At 30.1% G+C, this 20,501-nt stretch carries 23 protein-coding genes; 21 read left to right on the top strand and 2 right to left on the bottom strand.

Going from position 1 to position 20,501, the window contains the following annotated elements:
- Window positions 1-5 precede the first annotated feature (5 nt).
- The 10 genes from ACZ41D_RS12210 (at window position 6) to ACZ41D_RS12165 (ending at window position 6,371) form a co-directional block, all read left to right on the top strand.
- Complete coding sequence (locus ACZ41D_RS12210; RefSeq protein WP_464151691.1) at window positions 6-470, top strand: hypothetical protein; 465 nt, start codon at window positions 6-8, stop codon at window positions 468-470.
- A 78-nt stretch (window positions 471-548) separates the two neighbouring features.
- A complete protein-coding gene (gene lepB / locus ACZ41D_RS12205) occupies window positions 549-1,151 on the top strand; it encodes a signal peptidase I (protein WP_464151690.1) in 603 nt (200 codons plus the stop codon).
- Window positions 1,152-1,484: 333 nt separating this feature from the next.
- Entirely contained in the window at window positions 1,485-1,628 is a 144-nt protein-coding gene (locus ACZ41D_RS12200; RefSeq protein WP_464151689.1) for a hypothetical protein, read from the top strand.
- 23 nt (window positions 1,629-1,651) lie between these two features.
- Window positions 1,652-2,167 carry a TIM barrel protein gene (locus ACZ41D_RS12195; protein ID WP_464151688.1) on the top strand — a complete coding sequence of 172 codons (516 nt, stop codon included), beginning with the start codon at window positions 1,652-1,654 and terminating at the stop codon, window positions 2,165-2,167.
- Window positions 2,168-2,491: 324 nt separating this feature from the next.
- The gene (locus tag ACZ41D_RS12190) at window positions 2,492-3,016 is read left to right on the top strand and encodes a hypothetical protein (protein ID WP_464151687.1); all 525 of its coding nucleotides are present in this window, start codon (window positions 2,492-2,494) and stop codon (window positions 3,014-3,016) included.
- 158 nt (window positions 3,017-3,174) lie between these two features.
- On the top strand, window positions 3,175-3,321 hold the full coding sequence (locus ACZ41D_RS12185) for a hypothetical protein (RefSeq protein ID WP_464151686.1): 147 nt from the start codon (window positions 3,175-3,177) through the stop codon (window positions 3,319-3,321).
- Window positions 3,322-3,338: 17 nt separating this feature from the next.
- Window positions 3,339-3,914: an NUDIX hydrolase gene (locus ACZ41D_RS12180; protein ID WP_464151685.1), complete on the top strand. Its 576-nt coding sequence runs from the start codon at window positions 3,339-3,341 to the stop codon at window positions 3,912-3,914.
- Window positions 3,915-4,006: 92 nt separating this feature from the next.
- Window positions 4,007-4,831, top strand: coding sequence for a radical SAM protein (locus ACZ41D_RS12175; protein ID WP_464151684.1), 825 nt, complete (start codon window positions 4,007-4,009; stop codon window positions 4,829-4,831).
- A 101-nt stretch (window positions 4,832-4,932) separates the two neighbouring features.
- Window positions 4,933-5,613: a peptidoglycan recognition protein family protein gene (locus ACZ41D_RS12170; protein WP_464151683.1), complete on the top strand. Its 681-nt coding sequence runs from the start codon at window positions 4,933-4,935 to the stop codon at window positions 5,611-5,613.
- 251 nt (window positions 5,614-5,864) lie between these two features.
- Window positions 5,865-6,371, top strand: a complete 507-nt coding sequence (locus ACZ41D_RS12165) for a flavin reductase family protein (RefSeq protein WP_464151682.1) — start codon at window positions 5,865-5,867, stop codon at window positions 6,369-6,371.
- A gap of 65 nt (window positions 6,372-6,436) precedes the next feature.
- On the opposite strand, the gene ACZ41D_RS12160 is transcribed toward ACZ41D_RS12165, so the two are convergent.
- Both ACZ41D_RS12160 and ACZ41D_RS12155 read right to left on the bottom strand, forming a co-directional pair.
- On the bottom strand, window positions 6,437-7,873 hold the full coding sequence (locus ACZ41D_RS12160; protein WP_464151681.1) for a sensor histidine kinase: 1,437 nt from the start codon (window positions 7,871-7,873) through the stop codon (window positions 6,437-6,439).
- A gap of 11 nt (window positions 7,874-7,884) precedes the next feature.
- Window positions 7,885-8,574 carry a response regulator transcription factor gene (locus ACZ41D_RS12155; protein WP_464151680.1) on the bottom strand — a complete coding sequence of 230 codons (690 nt, stop codon included), beginning with the start codon at window positions 8,572-8,574 and terminating at the stop codon, window positions 7,885-7,887.
- Between the two features lie 167 nt (window positions 8,575-8,741).
- On the opposite strand from ACZ41D_RS12155, the gene ACZ41D_RS12150 reads away from it, so the two are divergent.
- From ACZ41D_RS12150 to ACZ41D_RS12100, 11 genes are all read left to right on the top strand, one after another.
- The gene (locus ACZ41D_RS12150; RefSeq protein WP_464151679.1) at window positions 8,742-9,245 is read left to right on the top strand and encodes a hypothetical protein; all 504 of its coding nucleotides are present in this window, start codon (window positions 8,742-8,744) and stop codon (window positions 9,243-9,245) included.
- Between the two features lie 175 nt (window positions 9,246-9,420).
- Window positions 9,421-10,773, top strand: a complete 1,353-nt coding sequence (locus ACZ41D_RS12145; protein ID WP_464151678.1) for an Lcl C-terminal domain-containing protein — start codon at window positions 9,421-9,423, stop codon at window positions 10,771-10,773.
- 12 nt (window positions 10,774-10,785) lie between these two features.
- On the top strand, window positions 10,786-11,100 hold the full coding sequence (locus ACZ41D_RS12140; RefSeq protein WP_464151677.1) for a hypothetical protein: 315 nt from the start codon (window positions 10,786-10,788) through the stop codon (window positions 11,098-11,100).
- Window positions 11,101-11,299: 199 nt separating this feature from the next.
- Window positions 11,300-12,010, top strand: coding sequence for an ABC transporter ATP-binding protein (locus ACZ41D_RS12135; protein ID WP_464151676.1), 711 nt, complete (start codon window positions 11,300-11,302; stop codon window positions 12,008-12,010).
- On the top strand, window positions 12,010-14,358 hold the full coding sequence (locus tag ACZ41D_RS12130) for an ABC transporter permease (RefSeq protein ID WP_464151675.1): 2,349 nt from the start codon (window positions 12,010-12,012) through the stop codon (window positions 14,356-14,358). The genes ACZ41D_RS12135 and ACZ41D_RS12130 overlap by 1 nt, the downstream gene beginning before the upstream one ends.
- A 12-nt stretch (window positions 14,359-14,370) precedes the next feature.
- On the top strand, window positions 14,371-15,603 hold the full coding sequence (locus ACZ41D_RS12125; RefSeq protein ID WP_464151674.1) for an efflux RND transporter periplasmic adaptor subunit: 1,233 nt from the start codon (window positions 14,371-14,373) through the stop codon (window positions 15,601-15,603).
- A gap of 17 nt (window positions 15,604-15,620) precedes the next feature.
- Window positions 15,621-16,250, top strand: coding sequence for a TetR/AcrR family transcriptional regulator (locus ACZ41D_RS12120; protein ID WP_464151673.1), 630 nt, complete (start codon window positions 15,621-15,623; stop codon window positions 16,248-16,250).
- Window positions 16,251-16,459: 209 nt separating this feature from the next.
- Complete coding sequence (locus tag ACZ41D_RS12115) at window positions 16,460-16,750, top strand: hypothetical protein (RefSeq protein WP_464151672.1); 291 nt, start codon at window positions 16,460-16,462, stop codon at window positions 16,748-16,750.
- Between the two features lie 264 nt (window positions 16,751-17,014).
- Window positions 17,015-17,773, top strand: a complete 759-nt coding sequence (locus ACZ41D_RS12110) for a class I SAM-dependent methyltransferase (RefSeq protein WP_464151671.1) — start codon at window positions 17,015-17,017, stop codon at window positions 17,771-17,773.
- Window positions 17,774-18,057: 284 nt separating this feature from the next.
- Window positions 18,058-18,942, top strand: coding sequence for an HD-GYP domain-containing protein (locus ACZ41D_RS12105; RefSeq protein ID WP_464151670.1), 885 nt, complete (start codon window positions 18,058-18,060; stop codon window positions 18,940-18,942).
- 72 nt (window positions 18,943-19,014) lie between these two features.
- On the top strand, window positions 19,015-20,490 hold the full coding sequence (locus ACZ41D_RS12100; RefSeq protein ID WP_464151669.1) for a TIGR02677 family protein: 1,476 nt from the start codon (window positions 19,015-19,017) through the stop codon (window positions 20,488-20,490).
- Window positions 20,491-20,501: the final 11 nt, after the last annotated feature.

The raw sequence follows: 20,501 nt of genomic DNA, 5'->3' as shown, positions 1-20,501 counted from the left end.
TATTTATGAAGAAGCCTAAATATAAGAGTGATGTATACGCGTTTATATTTTTATGTTTAGGATTGGCATTTATTATCTTTGGTTGTTTAAGTTTTGCAAATATTATAAAACCGACAGCACATTCACTTGTGCAAGACCAGATTTTGTTAGGACAAATATTTTGTTTTTTAGGTATAGCTTGTTGTATTATACAAGTAGTATTCAAGATTTTTAGCTATAAACAAGCAAAATTGCATAATGAGTTAATTTCAACGGGAACAAAAATTGTTGGTACAATAGAAAAAATTTCTTTACAAAAAGGGATACGGGTTGAGAGAAAATCACCATTTGTAGTTTATTATACATATTCATATAAAGATAAAGTCTACCATAATAAAAGCTATTTGTTATGGGATAAACCAAATCTAAGTAACGGTGATAAAATTGATATTTTTGTTAATGAAATTGGGCAATCAACGTTGAAACTATAGTATTTATTATGAGAATAATATAGAGGAAATAGCAAGTATGTACATTATGTATTCATTATATAAAGGAGTGAAAAGATTATGAAAGAAAGAAAACAAAAAAGCATTAAAAGAGAAGGAATAGAATGGTTTTTATGTTTGATGATAGCATTTGTTATTACAGTATTTATTAATAGTGAAGTATTTGCAATAACTGAAGTTAAAGGACCTTCCATGGAGAATACTTTATTTGATGGAGAAAAATTATATATAGATAAGATTTCTTATCATTTTTCAGAGCCTAAAGCTGGTGATATAATTGTTTTTCTTGAAGGTGAAATCAATGAAGGGTTTATTGACAAATTTGTAATTACTTTAGAAGATATAAAAAGGAAGTTTGAAAGGAATCCTCGTAGAAATAGGTATATTAAAAGAGTTATAGGGGTTCCTGGTGATAAAATTGACATTCTTGATGGCAAAGTTTATGTGAATGATAAATTGTTAGATGAGGGATATATTAAGGGAAATACAATTGATGATAATATTAAATATCCTGTTACTGTACCAGAAGGCAAGTTATTTGTTATGGGAGATAATAGAGAGAATAGCAAAGATAGTAGAGTGTTTGGGTTTGTAGATTATAGAAGTGTTGAAGGGAAAGCACTATTTAGAATTTGGCCATTTGATAAGTTAGGAAGTTTATAATAGGTTTTGAGTGTAGGACTTTATTTTACTGAAGTTAAGGTTGTAGATGAAGCAGGTGTACATTTAGGGTGGTATTTATTTTAGTTTAAATTTGGTTTTTATCGGGATTCTAACTTAGAGGTAATTATGGATATTATTATTGATTACCCAGATAAAGGTATTGCATGGATTGGACTATTAATGGTTGATGGCAACTTGAGAAGAAGAGGATTAGGACTCTTTTTGGATGTCATTGAATTTCACTGAAATAAGAAGAAGCAAGATGGTTAAAAAAGATAAGTCAAGAGTTGATGTCATAGTAATGGAACATATCCTTAAAAGGAGGGGAAAATAATGCAGATAGGGTGCTTAGCGAGATATTTTAATCCTTATGAAGCAGAAGTAGAATTTGCACGAAACAACAATTTTCAATTCATGCAAATATGGTATGACAGAAATGTAAATATAAATTTCCTACTATTATTCATGCTGTTCTAGATGTAAATGAAATTGAAGAACATGTGCCAAAATTAATTGAGATAATTAAACATTTAGGACACAATGAGTTAATAATTCATCCAATATGTGAAAGTGAAGAAATAACTCCAAAAACCATATATAAGCTATCAGATAAAGTAAAATTTGCATTAGAGAGGTTAGATAAAGAAAATATTACCTTATATTTAGAAAATAACAGTAGATTAGACCCAATATTTAATGAAACAAATGAAATAGAGATTATGTTTCAACAAAACCCAAAGTTAGAGTTTCTTCTCGATGTAGCTCATATAGATAATTATGAACATCTTAAGAATATGATAAAAATAAAAAAACCTAAGATACTGCATATTGCAGATAGACATTTGGAAGTGGTTCATGAACATTTACCTATAGGACAAGGCAATATTGATTATAAGTATATTTTTACTAATATCTTAAAGGAATTTGATGGAAAGATAATATTAGAGATTGTACAAAGTTCAAATGATATTATTAACTCAAAAGTTAAAATTGAAGAGTATTGCGGAATTATATAGGATGACAGGATGACAAGGGGACGTTTCAATTGACATCTAATATAACATATATTAGCGTAAATACTAATTTTAAGAAAATTTTCTGTTAACAAATTAATATTAAAGGGAAAAACACGATTAAATAGAACTATTAAAATAAAAATTAAAGCAAGTAGACTTTTATTATTAAAACATCTTGTAGCATAAAAACTATCCTTGTAGCGCATTCAACCCCTTTAATAGTGTTCCCTTAAAAAGAGTAAAGCAGATAAGGAAGTAGAGATATACAAAATTATAACATTACTAATGTAAATTATAATTACTAGAATAAGTAAGGGGAGATTTATGACAAAACTATTGATTTTGTCGAAAAGATATTCTAAATCAATTTTAGTATTTATATTAGTTAGTATTATGCTTTTTTCTATATTAAATCAATTTGTTATAGAATATAGAATTAATAGTTTTATTGGCGTAGATATTGATGAAATTAAAGAAGTGAAAATTATCCAAAAAGATATTGGTGTTATAACAGATGATAATAAGTATTTAATAAAGGAATTCAATATAAAAAATGAAGATAAAATTAAAAATTTTATCAATAGTCTTAATAAAATTAGATTAAGGAGAGATTTTAAAAACGAATTATCTTATAAGTTAGGACAATGGGTAAGGTATCCAGAAACTAATAGTAGTATTTCTTATAAAATTTACATAAAAACACTTAACAAATTAGTAGAGATAGAATTGACTAGTGGAAATACTTATATTGCTTTGAATATTAAGAAACTAAAAGAGTATACAGATGAGAAGCAATATTATTTCAAAATTAAGGGTGGATTTGATGAAAGGCTACTTTTTAAAAACTGAGTGATTGGGATTTTTCACGTGGGATGAAGAAGATTTAGATATAGCTATTAGCCTTTGTGGTGATCCTGATGTAACAAATAACACGAAAGTTCACGATATTTGGAATCAGAACCTAGTGTAGTGATGATTAGAGACAGGTTTGATTATCAGAGCTTATAATGTATAAGAATTTTATATGGGATTTTGATGGAACTCTTTTTGATACTTATCCAGTTATGGTTAGGACTATTTGTGTAAGGTGGTTGTTATTATCATCATTTAGTGGGCTAATAACGAAAAATAGTGGATTTACACGTATGGTTTAGATTCAAAGAAAACAATAATGATTGGAGATAGAGAGTTAGATTTATTAGCTGGAAAAAATGCAGGTATTAGTGCGTGCTATTTTCTTCAGGATGATAATCTAGATACTGACGTAGCAGATTATGTTGTTAGATATATTAAAGAGTTAAAAGCTAATGAGTTTCATTTAGTTGTACATATTTGTCTATTTAATTCAAAAAATCAGATGCTAATTCAGCAAAGGCAACCATTTAAAAAAGGTTGGCCTAATATGTGGGATGTAACTGTTGGAGGAAGTTGTTTATCAGGGGAGACAAGCTCGCAAGGAGCTGAGAGAGAGTTGCTTGAAGAAATAGGATATAAAGCTGACTTATCAGCAGAAAGACCATATTTTACAATTAATTTTAGTTTTGGATTTGATGATTATTATATTATAGAAGATGATGTGGATATAAATTCTTTAGTATTACAATATGATGAAGTTCAAGATATAAGGTGGGCAACAAAAGAAGAAGTGATGCAATTAATCGATGAAGGAAAGTTTATACCATATCATAAGAGTTTAATTGAGTTGATATTTGATATGAGACATAATAGGGGAGCTATAAAAAAATAACGACACAATTTGATATATCTTAAAATTAATGACAAACGACGTCCCTGCGTCAGATTCATAAAATTGTGTTAATAGGAGGAGCTATGTATAATATGTATAATAATGATTCTATTTTTTATCCACAGGATGAGATGACTACGGTTTTAATACCAGTAACATCAGGATGTTCATATAATAAATGTGCCTTTTGTTCCATGTATAAGGATGATAAATACAGTGAAATATCTTTTTCAGAAATAGAGATGCAATTATTAAATGCTTATAAGTATACTGAAAAGGTATTTTTGACAGGTGCAGAACCTATGTCTATAGGATTTGATAAAATGAAGCGATTGTTAGATATGATACATAAGTATTTACCTTATTGTGCACAAGTATCTTCATATGCTTCAGTAAAGAATATCACCAGATATTCAGTAGAGGAATTGTCAATTCTTCATGATGCTGGACTTAGACTGCTATATATTGGTTTTGAAACAGGCAGAGATGATATATTAAAGCTGATGAATAAAGGACATACTGTTGGTGAAGCTATTAATCAAGCTAAAAAGCTTAATGAAGCAAAACTTCCTTTTAATTCTATTATAATGTATGGTATAGCTGGTAAGGGGGAATGTGAAGATAATGCAGTTGAAACTGCTAAAATGATAAATCAGTTTATAACAAATAAGGTTATAACTATGAATCTAATGATATTTGATGGAACTAAATTAAATGAAATGATAAAAAGAGGTGAATTTATTCCTCCAGATGGAAGTGAGCGATTAAAAGAAATAAAAACTCTTATAGAAAATCTTGAGCCTAAACAACCTATGATATTTGACACAACGCATCCAACTAATTTAATTAAGATAAAAGGCATATTGCCTAAGGATAAAGAAAAATTAATAAGAGAAATAGTAAATATATATAGTTAAATCCCACCATTTTTCATATATATTATAGTGAGGAAAAAGCATAATTTTTTCAACTCCGATTACGCAATTTTCTCTAGTAAGAAAAATGGGGGGATAATTTTATGGTTAAAATAGTAGATTTTAAACAATCACATCCTACTAACTACATGAAAGGAAGGGCATTACCAATAAAGTATATAGTTATTCACTATGTAGGGGCAACTGGTTCAGCAGTGGCAAACTTAAAGTATTTTCAAGGGGCAAATAGGGAGGCATCGGCACATTATTTTGTAGACCATGGACCAACTGCAGGAGTATATCAAAGTGTTTTAGATACAGATACGGCATGGCATTGTGGCTCTAAGGTAGGATATAAACATAAAGAATGTAGAAATTCAAATTCAATAGGAATTGAACTTTGTTGTCATAAAGATAAGGATGGCAAATGGTATTTTGACGATGCAACAATAGATTCAGCAGTTGAATTAGTAAAGGAATTGATGAAAAAGTACGATATAAGTGTAGATAGAGTAATAAGACATTACGATGTGACAGGGAAAAAATGTCCTGCCATGTGGGTAGAAGACGTTGAAGGATGGGAGAATTTTAAATCTAGGTTAGTAGAAAAGGAAGAAGTAAATATATATAAAACTTTAGAAGATGTGCCATCATGGTATAGACAATCAATAGAAAAGCTAGTGGCAAAAGGCATTATAGTTGGATCAGGAAACGGTGAGCTAAACTTGACAGAAGATTTATGCCGCATGATTACTATTATAGATAGATTAGGATTGATACCTTAACACAAGGGGATGGTTCTCTTGTGTTGAGATTATTTCTAGTTTATGGTAAAATTAACTAGGGGGAATATCATGCCAAGGAGTGCAAGAGAAAAAAGTAGCACAAGTATATATCATGTGATGCTTAAAAGAGGATTATGAAAGGTTTATTAAAACAATAAAAGATTATAAAGAAGTTTGCATTAGGATTTTTTGATAATGATGAAAAAAGAGATAGAATAATTAAAGAATTAAAGCACAAAGGAGGATTATTTATGGATTTTGATTACAAATTAAATTTATCAGAAGCATTGAACAGTTTGGAAAAAAGAGGTGCATTTTTAACTGTAAAGGATAATGACGGAAGGACAAATACCATGACTATAGGTTGGGGCAACATAGGGTATGAATGGGGTAGACCTGTTTTTACCGTATTGGTTAGAAAAAGCAGGTATACCTATGAACTAATTGAAAATGCAAAAGATTTTACTGTTTCTATTCCTTTAGATGATAATATGAAGAAGGAATTGGCTTTTTGTGGCAGCAAGTCAGGAAGGGATTATGACAAGTTTAAAGAATGTTCATTAGACGTAAAAGAAAGTAAGATGGTTAAATCACCAGCAATAGGGAATTGTCAGATGATTTATGAGTGCAAAATAGTGTATAAACAAGCTATGGATCCACAGCTTTTAGATGAAGAATTGAATAGCAAATGGTACAATTCAGGAGATTATCATACCATATACTATGGGGAAATAGTAAATTGTTATTGTAATAAGTAACTATATGAAAAGGACGGTTCTCTTGTGTTTGCTTATAGTGAATACAAGAGAACCGTCCTTTTGTGTTAGATGGGTAGCGTTATATCAAATTGGGCTCCTGTAGAAGTTTTTCTGTTATTCGCTTTTATACTACCTTTATGTTTTTTAATTATGGTCTTGCTTATTGCAAGTCCAAGGCCGTATTTACCTTTTTTACCTTTATAAAACCTATCGAAAATATAAGGCAAATCATCAGGATTTATCCCAGGGCCATCATCTGTAATTTGTATTTTTATATTGTTATTTACTATGCTTACTGAAACATTGACTACAGATTTTGCGTAACGGATACTATTACTGAGAATATTGACGATTGCTCTGGACATTTTTTCTTCGTCTACAACAAGACTAGGGTTAATTTGATTATTAATATTTAAGTTTAACTTTATATTGTTTTTAATTGCCATTCCATTTACACGTTCAATACATTTACTAATAAATTGATTAAAGTCAACTTCTACAAAATTGTAATTTTCTTCTATTGCATCTAAACGAGAGAGGTATAAAAGGTCTTCAACTAATGAAGTTAAACGCTTTGATTCCTCGATAATTACTTGTGCAGCTTGATTTTTTTCTACTACGTCATATTGTATTCCCTCTGCATAACCTTGGATAGACATAAGAGGAGTTCTAAACTCGTGTGATGCATTTTGTAAAAAAGTTTTCTGAGCTTTGTCATGAATTTTTAGTTTTTCAGACATTATATTAATATTATTTATAAGGTCTTTAAATTCATCATCGATGTCTATATTAATTTTATTGTCAAAATTTCTTGCAGATATATTTCTTATATACTTATTAAGAGAAGAAAGTGGTGCAGATATTTTTTTTGATAGTATTGAAGAAAATATTATTGCTATAGCTGAAGAAAATATTAGTATAGCAAGGAGTATGATATTTATTACTAATTGCAATTGTTTTATCTTTTCTATGCTAGAATAAATTACTATCCACTGCAAGTTTGAAAATCTATTTTTTGGTAGAGACTTAACAATTGCTACATAATTTGCACTTGATATATTAAAACCAAATTTATTTTGTTCATAAATATTGTTATCATCTGTTATTTTTTCTCTTATTTCACTGATCAGTTCATTTGGAAAGTTTGATTCTTCTATAAAACTATTAACAATATTAGTATTTTTATCTAACAAAATATAGTTAGCATTAAGCATTGAAACGGATTGTCTTAATAAAGGATTAAGTAAAAGATAAATTCTAAAACGTGGACCTCCGTTTTTTGCCCCAAGTTTTGTTTCATTATTATCTGAGAAAAAATCAGGGGTTTGCTTCAAAACTGTATTTTCAACTTTTTCAGCAATATTATTTAGTTGTGAGATGATATCTCTTTGCATATAAAATCGGATAACAATGTTAAAGATTAAGGAAATCAATATGACCATTGTTATTATGATAAATAAATTATATTTAAATATTCTCCATTTGATAGTTGTCTTTTTCATAGTAATATCCCTTATTCTTGTATTTTAAATCCGAAACCCCAAACTGTTTCAATACGAAGTGATGAACCTGCATGTGATAGTTTTTTTCTTATTCTTTTTACCACATCATCAGTTGCACGTGTTTCTACTGTATCTTTAAATCCCCAGATTTTATCCAACAATTCATCTCGGCTTATTGCTTTATTTTTATTAACAGCAAGGTAATAAAGTACAGAAAATTCCATACCTGTCAATTTTATAGGTTTATCATTTACTTTTACTTGCTTACTATCAGGATTAATAGATATATCATGTATTTTAAGCACGTTAGTTGCTGTGACATTTTTATCTAATTCGATCCTGCGAAAAATGCTTTTTACTCTAGCTATAAGCTCCATTGGACTAAAGGGTTTTGTAAGATAATCATCACTTCCCAAAGTAAGCCCTGCAATTCTATCAGGTTCACTATCCTTAGCAGAAACGATAATTATTGGCACATTACTTTGTTCTCTTATGGTAGAGCAAAGAGAGTACCCGTCTATTTCTGGCATCATGATGTCGATTATTAGCATATCTGCAGGTTTTTTTATAAATGCATCAAGTAGCGATTTACCATCATTATATGTTATTACTTCATATCCTTCCTTAACTAAAAATGATTTCATTATATTGCAGATATTAATCTCATCATCTGCTATGTAAATTAATTTTTTATCTTCCAAAGTATTATCACCTCAAAATCATTTTATCATAAATGATTAAAATTATCACTTAGATGTAATTTTTACCTCAATTTTGCCACAGTTTTGCGGAGATTTTATTAAAGATTATCGGTTAAAATATATTTGAAAAGAGAAAAAATAAAAAACAAAAAATGGAGGGATGGCTTATGAACACTACTTTAAAAAGAATTGTTACATCTGTGTTAACTGTTTCCCTTGTTGCATCTCTTGCAATTCCAGTACTTGCAGATGATGAAGCAACAAGTGAAGAAAATCTTGGATTTAGAAATGGATTTGGTAAGCCTAAAATTGAAAAAAGACTTGAAAAAATTGCTGAGGAAAAAGGTATAACTGTTGAAGAATTAAAACAACAAATGGAAGATAGAAAGGAAGAAATGCAGCAGAAGATTGATGAAAAACTTGCAGAACTGGCTGAAGAAAAAGATATGACACTAGATGAACTTAAAGATATTATAGATGGGCTTAAAGATATTAGAGAAGAACACAGAGCAGAAATGAAAGCAAATAGAGAAGAAAGACTTGAAGAATTAGCTGAAGAAAAAGGCATTACAGTAGATGAACTTAAAGAGCAATTAAAAGATAAAATGAGAGATAGAGGAGTTAGAGGAAGAGGTCACGGAATCAAAGTAAAAAGTAGTGAACAAGAGTAAAAGGCAAAGAGGGACGGTTCTTTTGTGTTCGCAACAAGCGAATATATGGGGCTGTCCTCTTTGCTTTTAGATTTGTAAGATATATTGTTCATAGGCAATAAAGAATTCTTTATTATTTTGTAGAATAAAATAGTAAAGTTTTGCCTATGCTGTTTGTAGATTGGAGGAGTGGGAAATGCATATAAAATTTATTTCATATGTCATGGCTATAGTACTGTTACTTAGTGGCTGTAGTACTGCACAGTACAATCAAACAGAAAACAAAACAGATAGTTCAAAAACAGATAGTTCAGAAGAAACAAAACCTGTTGAACTTTCATATCGCATTCCAGATACTGGAGTTACAGACTTTTATAGTAATACAGAAATAATTGATGAGCCATCTGAAGGAGAACCATTTTATGGTCAAGATGCAACTTATCAGTTTAATACTCCTAGCTATACGGATAACAATGATGGTACTATTACAGATAATGTTACTGGTCTTATGTGGCAAAAGGATATGGGAGAGAAAATGACATACGAGGAAGCACTGGAGGCAGCTGAGAATTGTACACTAGGAGGATATGATGATTGGCGAATACCTACCATCAAAGAGTTATATTCCCTTATTCTTTTTACAGGAAGATCGGGAGGGGAAAAAGCTGGAGATCGACTATTTATCGATACAGATTATTTTATACAGCCTTTAGGGGATACAGAAAAGGGCGAGCGAGAAATAGATGCTCAAACATGGTCATCTACTATATATACAGGAAAAACTATGAATAATGCAGAAACGATTTTTGGTGTCAATTTTGTAGATGGAAGAATTAAAGGTTATCCTTTGAAAAAACAAAATAAAGAAAATAAAATGTATTTTCGCTTTGTACGAGGAAATCCTGAGTATGGAATAAATAAATTTGTTGATAATGGAGATGGAACCATAACTGATTTAGCAACAGGGCTTATGTGGCAAAAAGCTGACAGTGGTATGGGTATGGATTGGCAAGATGCCTTAGAATATGCAGAAAATTTAGAGTTAGCAGGGTATAGTGATTGGCGTTTGCCGAACGCTAAGGAATTGCAGAGTATTGTGGATTACAGTCGTTCACCTATGGCAACTGATTCTGCAGCAATTGACCCTATTTTTGAAATTTCTGAAATTCGAGATATGAACGGACAAAAACAGTATCCTTACTTTTGGAGCAGTACAACACATTTAGATGGAGCAAACCCTTATTCATCGGCAGTATATATTGCCTTTGGAGAGGCACAAGGGATTATGAATGGCAAGCTAATGGATGTGCACGGTGCAGGAGCACAGAGAAGCGACCCAAAAAGTGGGAAACCTGAAGATTACCCCTCTGCATTTGGACCACAAGGGGATATACGAATGGTTTATAACTATGTAAGATGTGTAAGAAATGTAGATTCTGTGTCATCTCAAATGACAAATTCAGATTCTAATGAAGAAAAAGAGGATGATATTTCTGATTCACCATCATTTGTTATGGATTTGGGAGATACACTGATGTTAGGTGAATAATGAAACAATCTTTTGGGAGATATTGATGAAGAACATCGAGGAGGTGCTGCAGCAGCTTCCCTATATGAATGGGGTGGCAATAATGAAGATGGTGAATATGAATTTTTAACACAACGTCCTGATTTTGAGATGCCAACTGGAACAAGCCGGCCAAAGGTTACTACAGCTGATGAAAAAGGTTATAGTGAAGGAATTATTCTCCCTTCTGCTGGTTTCTTGAATGTGACAGTTTCTGAAAATTCGGTTAGGATTGAGTATTGTAAAACTTTACCGAAAGGTGGGTACACAGTAAAAGATACTGTTACACTACAAGAAAAAGAAGTATAACTTAAAAATATCGTTATTTTTTTGGCTTTTTTTCCTTGGTAAATTCAATTATATAGATAGGGACGGTTTTCGTGTATTAGCAATAAGCGAACACACGAGAACCATCCCTTTGTGTTGTGTTGTTGACTATATGAATAGCAGGTGTTATAATAATTATACATTGACCATGTGGTCAAACATGTAGACATGGGGTGAAACTATGAATGAAAGTATTTTAATGAAAACAGAAAATTTATCAAAGCAATACAAAATGGGAGAAGTAACAGTAGATGCACTTCAAGATGTTTCCTTCGAAATTTATGAAGGGGAATTTGTTGTGATATTAGGGCCTAGTGGTTCTGGTAAGAGTACTTTGCTAAATATAATTGGAGGAATGGATAAACCAACAACAGGTAAAGTATATCTACAGGGTGAGGATATAACTAATTATAGCGATAAAGATTTGACTAATTATAGAAGAGATAAAGTTGGCTTTGTATTTCAGTTTTATAACCTTATGGCAAATTTAACAGCTAGGGAAAATGTTGAACTTGCTACAGAGATATGTAAAGACCCACTTAATATTGATGAAATCTTTGAAGACATAGGGCTAAGTGATAGAAAGGGACATTTTCCTTCTCAAATGAGTGGTGGAGAGCAGCAAAGAGTAGCTATAGCTAGAGCAATAGCAAAAAATCCATTACTGCTATTATGTGATGAGCCTACTGGTGCATTGGATTTTAAAACTGGCATATCTATACTGTCGCTATTAAATAAAATAAATAAACAATATAACAAAACTGTTGTCATCATCACACATAACTCTCCTATTGCCAATATGGGTGATAGAGTTATAAAAATGAGAAGTGGAAAAATAATAGAAAACAGTGTAAATCCAAACCCGATTGAACCTGAAAGGATTGCATGGTAATGAAAAAATTAGATTTAAGGCTTTTAAGACTTATAAATAAATCCAGAGGGCAGTTTATAGCCATAACAGTTCTTGTAATAGTAGGGCTTACTATTTATACTGCACTAAGTACTGCTATAGTAAACCTTGAGGATACTTTGAATTATTATTATGATGAAACAAACTTTGCAGACATTTTTATCCAATTCTCAAAAGTACCAGAGTCTGCATTAGATAAAGTAAAGAAGATTAATGGCGTTAGCGAAGTAGAAGGAAGGATAGTCTTCGATGTACAGATAAAAACAGAAGATAGTGATGAAAAGGTTAAAACTAGAATTGTTTCTCTACCTGATAATAATATGATAAACAAATTGTATATTAAGGAAGGTAATTACATCGAAGCAAAAGATAAAGACGTTTTAGTAATTGAGCAGTTTGCTAATGCAAGGAATATGAACATAAACGATACCATAAAACCTTATATAGAAGGAAAGACTTTCGATTTAAACATTAGCGGTATAGTAGCAAGTCCAGAGTATGTATACCTTATGGAAAATGAACAAAGTTTATTGCCTATGCCAGACAAATTCGGCATTATATTTGTTTCACAAGAATTTGCACTACAAAATTTTGGCTTTAAAGATAGCTATAACGAAATATTAGTTACAGTAGAAGATAAAGACCAAGTAGATATGGTAAAAGATAAGATTGAAAAAGAGTTAGACCAATATGGAATTAAGAGAATATATACCCGTGAAGAACAGTTAAGTAATCGTATGGTAGAAGAAGAAATAAGTGGAGTAAAGAAAACAACTAGCACAGTACCGGTGATATTCTTAGGAGTTGCAGCAATAATAATAGCAGCTATGCTATCAAGAATGATACGAAATGACAGAATGTCAATAGGGATACTTAAGGCACTTGGATACAGCAACATAAATGTCCTTATGCACTATACTAAATTCAGTATGATAATAGGCTTAATTGGTTCAATAATAGGAGTCATACTTGGTACTGCTTTATCAGGCAGTATAGCAAAATTGTATGCACAATTTTTTAATATACCTATGCTTAAATTCAAATTTTATTATGTATATATGTTTTCAGCTATCATTCTTTCAATTATATTTTGTACTATAGCAGGTATATGGGGAGCTAGAAAGGTATTAAAAATATTGCCAGCTGAATCAATGAGACCAGAACCTCCAAAGCAAGGTGGCAGAATTTTTTTAGATCGTGTTGATATATTGTGGAGGCGATTATCCTTTAGCTGGAAAATGGTATTGAGAAATATACTTAGGAATAAAAAGAGATTTATATTTATTACATTTGGGATATCAATGACATTTGCTATAACTCTTATACCTTCTTTAATGAATAATGCTATGCATGATATATTTGATGATCATTATTCTGAATTTCAAAAGATGGATTATAATATTAACTTCAGTAAACCTCTTACCACCAATGCAATAAATGAAATTAAACACATAGTAGATATAGAAAAAATCGAACCTAAGATAGAATTTCCATTTGAAATAGTATATGGTACTAATAAAATTGTTGCTAATATTATAGGTGTAAATAGAGACACAGAGTTTTATGGATTCAAAAACTTAAATAGAGAAAGTATAAATTTACCTAGTGAAGGGATCGTACTTTCAGAAGGTTTAGCAAGATTTTTAGGAGTTGAAAAAGGTGATAAGGTAAAAATAAATACTTTTATTCCTAATAAGGATGATATTTATATAGAAGTAAAAGAGATTGTAAAACAATCTTTAGGAACAAATGGATATATGGACATTGACACTATGAGCAGTCAGCTTCTAGATAAAGGACTTATTACAGGGGTGTATTTAGATTCTCATGATGATGTGAAAGGAAAACTTGAAAATGTAAAGAACATATCGTCAATACAGTCCTTAGAAGACATGAGGTCTATATTTGAAGAATTTGTTGAGCTTACACTATATTCTATAGGTACTATGATAATATTTGCAGGGATACTAGGTTTTGCAATAATATACAACTCAACTATTATGAATATAGCTGAGAGAAGACTAGAGTTCTCATCACTAAGAGTTATGGGATTTTCAAAAAAAGAAATTTTTAATATTATTTCCAAGGAAAATATACTAATGACTGTATTTGGGATAATATTAGGAATACCATTAGGTCAGTCAATGGTGTCATCATTAGAAAAAACTTTTAGCACTGAAATATACACTATAGAGATGAACCCTACTGTTTCAAATTTTATTATGACATCAATTCTTACTATAGCCTTTGTAGCCTTAGCACAATTAGCAACTTATAAAAAAATAAATAAGCTTGATTTTATAGAAGCTTTGAAAAATAGAATCTCTTAAGGAGGACTTCATATGAAAAAAGGTAAAATCGGTATTATAACCATAGGAATTTTAGCTGTAATAGGTATAGGAGCTTTTGTTGTGAAGAGTAATAGTAAAGTAGAAGTTGAAGCATATACGGTGAAAAAAGATAAAATAACAAGCTATGTAGATGAAAAAGCTACAGTAATGGCTAATAACCAAAGAATTATATATTCAAAAAGTGCTGGAGAGCTGCTTAAATTAAATATCAGTGCAGGTGATACTGTTAAAAAAGGAGATGTAATAGCAGTATTAAATACTGAAGAAACAGATTTACAGATAAAAAGTCTACAGGCAAAGAAAGATGCACTTCTAGCTTCATACGATGAGGCTAAAAAGCTTCCAGATGAAGAGATTATAAATACTGCAGAAGCTAATGTGAGAAGTGCAGAGGTTTTATTTGAAAATGCACAAAAAGATGCTGAAAAAGCAGAAAAATTGTATGAGGAAGGAGCAATAAGTGAAGATAATTATCAAAATGCATTGAATAACCTTAAAATTCAACAAGAAGCATTAGAAATAGCGAAAAATGAACTTGTAAATATTAAAAAAGGTCCATCTGAAAATATTAAAAAACAATATGAAGCACAAATAGCCGAATTAGATTATCAAATAGATATTTTGAACAAGAATAAGGGTAATGCTTTAATCCAATCACCTATAGATGGGATTATATTGGAAACATTCGTAAAAGAAGGGACTTATCTGCAGCCAGGAATGCAAGTTGCAGAAATCGGTAACGATAAAGACCTATACCTAGAATCAGATATCTTAGTAAGTGAAATAGGTGATGTAAAAGAAGGCGGGAAAGTTGTAGTATATAGTGATGATTTGGATTTAAGCAATATTACTGGAACGGTTACAAAAATATATCCTAAAGCTATCAGTAAGATATCAGACCTTGGAATAGAACAGAAAAGGGTAAAGATAGAGATAGATTTAGATAATAGCTCAGATATACTTAAAGTTGGCTACGATGTAAATGTAAAAATTATTATACAAGAGAAAAATGATGTTGTAATAGTACCTGACAGTGCTATTTTTGACTATGAAGACGGATATTATGTTTATGTCTTAGCTGGAAACAAAGCAAGTTTAAGAAAAGTGGAAATTGGTATAGAAGGAGAAGATACTGTTGAAATAGTATCTGGATTAAAAGAAGGAGAAAAAGTAATACTCAATCCAAATGAAGATATAAAAGAAGGGGTAGAAGTAAAATATTAAATGGAAGGTGTGTTTGTTTGTTTGAGAGTTTTGAGAATCTACCAAAGGAAAAGAAAAATAGAATAATAAACGCATGTATTAAGGAATTTGCAAAAAACGGTTATAAAAAGGGTTCTACAAATGAAATAATAAAAAAAGCAAATATATCAAAGGGAATACTGTTTCATTATTTTAAGAATAAAAAAAATCTATACTTTTATATAGTTGACTATGTGATAAATCATTTTTATAGCATAATTGTAAAACATATAAAAGATATGAAAAGTGGAGATATTTTTGACATAATAAGAGATATAACTTTGATAAAGTTAAAAATATTTGCACAAGCTCCAGAAATGTATGAATTTATGGCTAAAGCATTCTTAAATCCTGAAGAGGAAGTAGAAGAAGGTATAAGAAAAAGGTATATTGAGATATATAATGATAGTTTTAAAATACTGGTAGAAAAATTTGACACATCAATGTTGAGAGAAGATATAGATAAGAAAAGAGCTATTGAATTATTGTTTATTTCAATAGATGGGATATCCAATAAATATATCAAGGAGTACAAAGGAAGAGAGAAAGAAATGATTAAAGAAGCTGACAAGATAGTTAAGGAATTTGAAGAATATTTGCATATATTGAAGGTGGGGCTTTATAAATGATTTAACAAAATAACAACACTTACTTAACTAGTTCTTAACTTTAGTAAATTATAATGTACTTGAAATCATTATTTTATTGTTTCCCCCTTCAACGAGTTAAGGAACGTTTAATTACGTATCTTAGCTCTTTTTTATTTCCTCTAATAATTATGCTTTTTTAAAAATATAATATATATAAACAATTTCCTCAAATATAAAGGAGGGGTTTTATGAATTATAGTTTTAAAAAAGCTAATATATATAAAATAGCAAATCTGATATTTTATATTTTAACTGTTTTAGTAAATGTATTAGCTAATGCTATTCCAATCAATGGTAAAACTACTGGAGAAATAGCTGACTCATATCCTAATCTTTTTACGCCAGCGCCTTTTACTTTTACCATATGGGGAGTTATATATGTAAACATACCCTTTAGTATTTACTTAGCTTGGATTACTATAGCTACTATAGCTAATATAACAGTCTTTTTGGTGAGCATTATTTGGAATACTTTTTAAGCATTTAACTTTTTATGATGGAGAGTATAAGGGAATAATCGTTACCATAATTATATCTATGATTTTAATTTTAATAGGCAATATTGTTGTTTTAAGAGAAAAACAGTGATATAATTGTGTAAATTATGGAATTGGTCGGGTGAAATTTTATGTATATGTATTTTATTTTATATGGATTATAACAACTTATTAGAGCTCCTCCTGAAATTTGATTTTACAAGATAGCATAATTATTACAAGATTCAAATTTAAGGAGGAAGAGTGATGAAAAATAAAGAGATGTTTGATTTTTTGATAAATGAAATAAATGAAAATTTCGAAGGATGGGATTTTTCTTATATAAGTTCTACTGGAAGAATGCAAGAGTTTCCATTAAGGTGGAATTACAGAAATAAGATACTTCCTAAGGTGAGAAGCGTATCTTCAATGCTTGATATGGGTACAGGTGGAGGAGAATTTTTATCTTCTTTGAGCCCTTTACCTAAAAATACTTGTGCTACAGAAGCATATGTACCAAATGTTCAAGTCGCAAGAAATAGATTGGAACCTTTAGGGGTTAAGGTTTATGAAGTAAAAGATGATGATAATTTACCATTTAATGATGAAAGTTTTGAGCTAGTAATAAATAGGCATGAGTCTTATTCTCCTTCAGAGATAAATAGAATTTTAAAGCATAAGGGAACGTTTATAACTCAGCAAGTTGGAGGCTTAAATGACAAAGAGATAAACGAACTTTTAGAAGTGTCTAAAAGTGAATATTTTACTTGGAAATTAAAAGTAGCTGTTGATGCATTAAAATCTGTAGGATTAAATGTGCTAGAGCAAAAGGAGGATATAACCAAAACTAGATTTTACGATATAGGAGCCATAGTTTATTATTTAAAAGCAATACCATGGCAAGTACCAGATTTTACAGTTAAAAGGTATTTCAATAAATTAGTTAATATTCACAATATAATTGAAGAAAAAGGATACATTGATTTTACATGCCATAGATTTTTAATTATTGCTATAAAAGGATAGAACAAAAGCGGAGGTGTGAGCACCTTCGCTTTTAATGTGAATACAAATAATAATTTTTATATTTAGGAAATTGTGTAATTACTGATGAAGCAAACTTTATAAATTATTTTATTATGCAACTTCCTCTATTGATAAAAATGACACTTTTTGATATTATAAAAATAATTAATGTAAAATTTTGTTATAATAGGTCGTTATTTAATAAACTCGCAAATTTTCTTAAATATTTATCATGTAATTTTCTCATTTGGTTTTTTAATAAAATCTATGGGGAGAGGTATAATATGGATGGCTTTAATATTTTCAAAGAGGATGAAGCTATAAAAGAGGAAAAAAATAAAGTTGGTAAATTTAGGCTTATGGTTCAAGATGATGATTTTGAAATTTTTGAATCTTATATTAGGTCAGGACGTTCTGTGATTTGTCAACCATATGAATGTGAGGATTCTATGAATGCAGTTTTTGTTCTTAAAGGTAAGCTTTACCACGCTGCAACGAATACATATATATCATCAGGCGATTATTATACCTTTAAAAATTTGAAGGAAACACATTATCTAAGTGTAGAGGAAGATTCTTTACTTTTGATGATTAGAAAGAAAGGTTTTTTTATTGAGCAGGTTGCTAAGGCTAGTAAGATTGCAGAATTTATGGACAAAATACAGAAAAAGGATGATTATACAGAGGAACATTGTAATCGGACAGGCAATTTGGCTGGGAAAATTGCATCTTATTTAAAACTTCCTGACAAAGCTATTCAAAATGTTTTGTATGCAGGCAAAATTCACGATGTAGGAAAGATTGATGTTCCCGACGAAATATTAAACAAACCAGGGAAGCTGACTAAAGAAGAATTTGATTTAATAAAAAAACATCCACAGAGAGGACACGATATTATAGTTGAAGAGATAGAAGATGCTGAAATTGCTAATATTATTTTGCAGCATCACGAAAAAATTGATGGCAGTGGCTATCCTTTTGGACTTAAGGGTAATGAAATTTGTATAGAAGCAAAGATTATTATGGTTGCTGACAGCTTTGACGCTATGACATCAGAAAGACCATATAGAAAAGCTATGAAAATTGATGATGTTATTAGAGAGTTAAGGTATTATTCGGGAAAATGGTATGAAAAAGAGATTGTTGAGGCGTTAATTAAAGTTATTTGAGGAAATTGCATAATTGCTGCAGGGTCAAAATTTTGCAATTTTCTTAGGTAATAATTAAGAAAAGGTGAGATTATGAAGATAGAGGAAAAATTACTAAAACAGATTACTGAAACAAAGTACCTTACTGCTGAAAATGCTTGGAGATATAGAACAATATTAAGGTTTTTTTATTTACAATATGGTAAGATGAAATATTGGATGTACAAAGAAGAAATATTCGAGGAATTGAAAAAGCACAAACATTTTTCAGATTATACCATGGACATGTGCAAGCAGGATTTAGATGTACTCGTTGAATGGGGAAATCTTGTACCTGTTCAGGATACATCTAAGGCAGCAACGGTAGAAGAATTTAAGAATAAGCAATTTAGGTACCAGCTTTCAGAGTATAGTGTTGAAATAGAGCGTATGACTATAACTCTTGAAAATTTAAAAGTTGAAAGTGCATCATTAGAACCTTCATTATTAGACAGATTACGGATTGAGCTTAGTAAATTTAAGAATATGGTATATGAAGATGATAATGCTGTAGGTTCATGGTGGAATTCGCTAAATGAAGATTTTAAAAGACTTAATCAAAATTACCAAGACTATATTAGAGATCTATACAGTTTAAAAGCTGAAGAACTTATGAAAACTAGAGAATTTTTAGTATTTAAAGACAAATTTATTGACTACTTGAGAAATTTTATAAAAGGATTACAGCAGAATACTTATGCTGTAGAAGCAATATTAAAGGAAATAAATGAAGAAGAAGAGAAAAAGGTTTTAGAAAAAGTATTTGAATATAGTAAATCTATTCCACGAATAGATACTGAAATAGATTTTGAAGGGATATGGGATAATATTATAGGAAGATGGACAAACTTAAAAAAGTGGTTTTTATCTGAAGAAGGACGAGAAAGTGAAGTTACTAAGCTTTTTGATATTACTAATGAAATAATTAGGAAAATCACTAGATTTGCATTTCAAATATCAGAGACAAGAAATAGTGCAGCAAATAGGAAAGAGGAGTATAAAAAACTTTGTGAAATGTTTTTAAAATGTGATGATATAGACTGTGCACATAAATTGTCTTCAGTTGCTTTTGGTGTTTTTAATACAAAACATATTAAAGGGAATATAATAAGGCAAACGGAAAGCATAAATAGCAGTGTATATGATGAAAAGCCATATGAAGTTATTATAAAACCAAGAGTGAGAACTTACAGAGAAAAAAGAGCAAGAAATCCTATTTCTGATAATACTGAAAAAAAGAAGAATATGCTTAAAGAGGTAATAAGAAAAAGAGAAGAAGAAAGAGCTATAATGAATAGCTATATTGAGGGAAATACAATTGACTTTGCAAAACTACCCAAAATTGAGGCTCATGCGAGAGTAACGTTATTAAGATGGTTAAGCAAGGGTAATAGCTCTCCTAATGGCAGGGCAAAAACTGAAGATGGGAGAGTATATAAGGTGATATTACCAGATAAAAATAAATATTGTGTGCTGGACTGTGAAGATGGAAGACTTCATATGCCTGCATATATAATACAATTTGAATAGGAGTTATTAAT

Source organism: Brassicibacter thermophilus (assembly GCF_055378355.1).
This window is presented reverse-complemented; position numbering and strand designations above follow the sequence as displayed.